General features: G+C 69.1%; 5 protein-coding genes and 1 pseudogene. 2 read left to right on the top strand and 4 right to left on the bottom strand.

Translation table 11 applies throughout. The features are described 5' to 3' along the window. Positions 1 to 344 precede the first annotated feature (344 nt). The 4 genes and pseudogenes from ACFWVC_RS38580 to ACFWVC_RS38565 all read right to left on the bottom strand — a co-directional run bounded on the left by ACFWVC_RS38580 (position 345) and on the right by ACFWVC_RS38565 (position 1,255). Positions 345 to 515 carry an SDR family oxidoreductase gene (locus ACFWVC_RS38580; protein ID WP_384299559.1) on the bottom strand — a complete coding sequence of 57 codons (171 nt, stop codon included), beginning with the start codon at positions 513 to 515 and terminating at the stop codon, positions 345 to 347. Positions 516 to 577: 62 nt separating this feature from the next. Next, positions 578 to 643 (bottom strand): annotated as a pseudogene (locus ACFWVC_RS38575) (hypothetical protein); the annotation flags it as partial. Positions 644 to 707: 64 nt separating this feature from the next. Next, complete coding sequence (locus tag ACFWVC_RS38570; RefSeq protein ID WP_384299568.1) at positions 708 to 1,022, bottom strand: SDR family NAD(P)-dependent oxidoreductase; 315 nt, start codon at positions 1,020 to 1,022, stop codon at positions 708 to 710. Positions 1,023 to 1,099: 77 nt separating this feature from the next. Further along, positions 1,100 to 1,255: a hypothetical protein gene (locus tag ACFWVC_RS38565; protein WP_384299551.1), complete on the bottom strand. Its 156-nt coding sequence runs from the start codon at positions 1,253 to 1,255 to the stop codon at positions 1,100 to 1,102. 94 nt (positions 1,256 to 1,349) lie between these two features. On the opposite strand from ACFWVC_RS38565, the gene ACFWVC_RS38560 reads away from it, so the two are divergent. Beyond that, positions 1,350 to 2,045, top strand: a complete 696-nt coding sequence (locus ACFWVC_RS38560) for a hypothetical protein (protein WP_384299544.1) — start codon at positions 1,350 to 1,352, stop codon at positions 2,043 to 2,045. A gap of 192 nt (positions 2,046 to 2,237) precedes the next feature. Next, positions 2,238 to 2,340, top strand: a 103-nt coding sequence (locus ACFWVC_RS38555) for a CoA transferase (protein ID WP_384299563.1), incomplete at its 3' end; no start/stop codon positions are given.

Genomic DNA, 2,340 nt, shown 5'->3' with positions numbered 1-2,340 from the left:
TCATGCTCAACGCCCTGCGCTCCACCCACGCCGCCCAGGCCGCCATCACCCAGGCGATCACCGTCCTGCGCGCGGCACTCCACCCCGCGGACTGACCCTCGCATCGCGTGGCTTGCTTGCTCAGTCCCATCGCATGCCAGCGACGGTGCCTGTTGGCTGGGGAGACACACACTGACGGCCAACGAGGGGGCTCCGACGTGTGAGCGACGCAACGATCGGCCAAGCCGACCTGCAGATCCCTTGATCAACACGAGAAACGGGCCCCCAGCAGCGACTTTCGTCACTACCGGAGGCCCGTTTCGTCGGTACCTCATGGTGGGGTGCCGGACCGGGACGGCGGCCCGTCAGTACATGGCCATCCCGCCGTTGACCGCGGCCGTGGTGCCGGTCATGAAGGCGTTGTCCTCGCCGGCGTAGAAGGCGACCGCCTCGGCGACGTCCGCCGGGCGTGCGAGCCTGCCCAGGGGGGTGGCGGCCCCCTGTCGCTGCATGAGCGCGTCGTCCAGCACATCCACGGAGACGTGGGTGTCCTCGACCGGCCGGGAGCGACGTCGTTGACCGTGATGCTCCGCGGGCCCAGCTCATGGGCGAGGTGCCGGGCGAACTGTTCCAGCGCGGCCTTGGACGTGCCCAGTGCGATCATGCCTTCCCGGGGCCGGCGCTGAGGCCGGTACCGAGATAGACGATGCGTCCCCACCCTTGTCCGGTCATGGCGGGCAGGACGGCTTTCGTGACCGCGAACGCCGCACGCATCTCGGCGTCGAGCCCAGTTCCTCCCAGGTCATGTCCTGGAACGACTTGACCACATAGGGGATGAGCGCGTTGTGCACGAGTACGTCGATGCCGCCCCAAGCCGCCCCGACCCGCTCGACGATGTTCTCGACGGCGGCTGCCTCGCGCACGTCGGCCTGCACGGCCATGGCCCGGCCGCCTGCGGCCTCGATGCCGGCCACCACCTCCTCGGCCGCCCTGCCGCTGCGGAGGTAGCATCGCGGGCCGTCGGAGTGACCGCCCCGCGCCAGTTCGTGCGGCAGCCGCCAGTCGAGCAGCCGTTCCAGGGCACTGCGGGTGATCTCGGTGAGCCACTTGGGCGGTGTCGTCAGCAGGCCTTACCGGTGCAGTGCCCGTCCCGGAACAGCTCGCCGAGCCGTCGGCAGATCACCGCGTCCACGCGCTGCTCCGCGTACTGACGCAGCATCACATCCGCCCGCCCCGCAGTGAGCCGAGCCGTGCCGATGTGCCCCGAGAGGTTCACCCATGTCCCTCGCGCTCGACCCCGCACCCCAGGGCCTCCTGTTCCGTGACGATCGGAACTCCGTGGTCGGACGGCACTGTTACGGTCCCTGGCCATGGCGGAAGACGATGGAATCGCATGGATCGGCGAGCGCTGGCCGAACGACGCCGAGGACCCCGTCCTCGGGGGGCAGGCCGGGCTCGTGTTCGCGCAAGGGATCGCGCCGCAGGACCTGGCGGTGGTCTTCGGCGCGGTCCCCTGGGAGATGGCCGAGCCGGTGAGTGCCGAGGCCAAGGCCGTCCACGACCGGACCCACCCGCATACCAGGGTCCCCGACGAACCCCTTGTGACCGTCTACGGCAAGGAAGGCGAGTGGTCCTTCCTCGCGGGGGACTTCGACTACCTGCTCCACTTCCACGAAGGCTTCGCGCTGCCGCTGGGGACCGGCCGGGTCGTCCTCCTGTACAACATCGCCGCGAAGGGCATGTACTGCATGACCTACTTCGAGGGCGGCCGGCAGGTGTGGCAGGGCGAGATCCGCGGTCGGTTCGGCGAGGAGACGGCACTGGCCGGCGGGCACTACTTCGGCCACGAGCCCCAGATGTCCTTCCTCAACTGGGCCATGCACGACGCGGGATGCCGCCCCGGGGTCCGCTACGTCGACGGGCGTCCGGTCTTCGACGACGAGGGCCGCATAGCCGACTGGCCGAAGCGGTTCCGCAAGGGTCTGGAGATCGCGTTCGGGATCTCCGTGTGCGAGGAGACCTTCGACGCGGGCGGCTACCCGTTGGCCAGTGTCCACTGGACCTGATCACCGCCACAGCGGGGCGGGGTGGTGCCGGGAGCCGCGGAGCGGCCCCGGCATGAGGAAATCTTTCCCGGCGCCCTCTGGACATCCATCGCGGCTGCCGCAACCATGGGGTTACTCCATACGGTATGCAATCTACAGTGTGGAGCCTGCGTACCACTCCTGACCCGTCGTTGGACACGTGAGGTGGCGGTTGTGACCAAGGCTCTTGACGGTGTTCGCGTGCTGGACATGACGCATGTGCAGTCGGGTCCGTCGGCGACGCAGTTGCTGGCGTGGCTGGGTGCGGACGTGGTGA

It is taken from the genome of Streptomyces sp. NPDC058691, assembly GCF_042714775.1.
Classification (GTDB): domain Bacteria; phylum Actinomycetota; class Actinomycetes; order Streptomycetales; family Streptomycetaceae; genus Actinacidiphila.
Note: the sequence above shows the minus strand (reverse complement) of the source record. Positions and strands in the feature narration are given on the sequence as shown.